The following is a 319-nucleotide window of genomic DNA, read 5'->3' as shown; positions in this document are numbered from 1 at the left end:
CCCGCCGGGTCCGGACTGGAGAACGTCCAGGCCCACGTGAGCATCACCGTCCCGGCGACCCTGCTGCCCGCCCTCGCCCGCGCCGGCGCCACCCCACCCCCGGCAACACAACCGCCGCCAGCGGCCGATCGGCCGCCGGCCACCGACGAGGGACCGCCGGCGGTCGACCCGGTGCCCGCGCGGGACATCCCGCCGGGCGCGGAGCCTCCCACCGCCGCACGCCTCGGGGCCCTGGACCTGGAATCCACCGCGGCCCTGCTCGCCGCGGCACCGTCGTGGTGGCGGGTCCTCACCGACCCCTACGACGGGGCGATCATCG

Annotated in this window: 1 pseudogene; it reads left to right on the top strand. The window is 78.7% G+C overall.

Features of this window, described 5'->3' with window-relative positions:
• Nucleotides 1-319, top strand: a pseudogene (locus ACHAAJ_RS15615) (hypothetical protein); the annotation flags it as partial.

This window comes from Arthrobacter arnarulunnguaqae (genome assembly GCF_051262515.1).
In the GTDB taxonomy this organism is placed as follows: Bacteria; Actinomycetota; Actinomycetes; order Actinomycetales; family Micrococcaceae; genus Arthrobacter_N.
The sequence above is the reverse complement of the archived record's forward strand: the minus strand, read 5'-3'. Positions and strand labels throughout refer to the sequence as shown.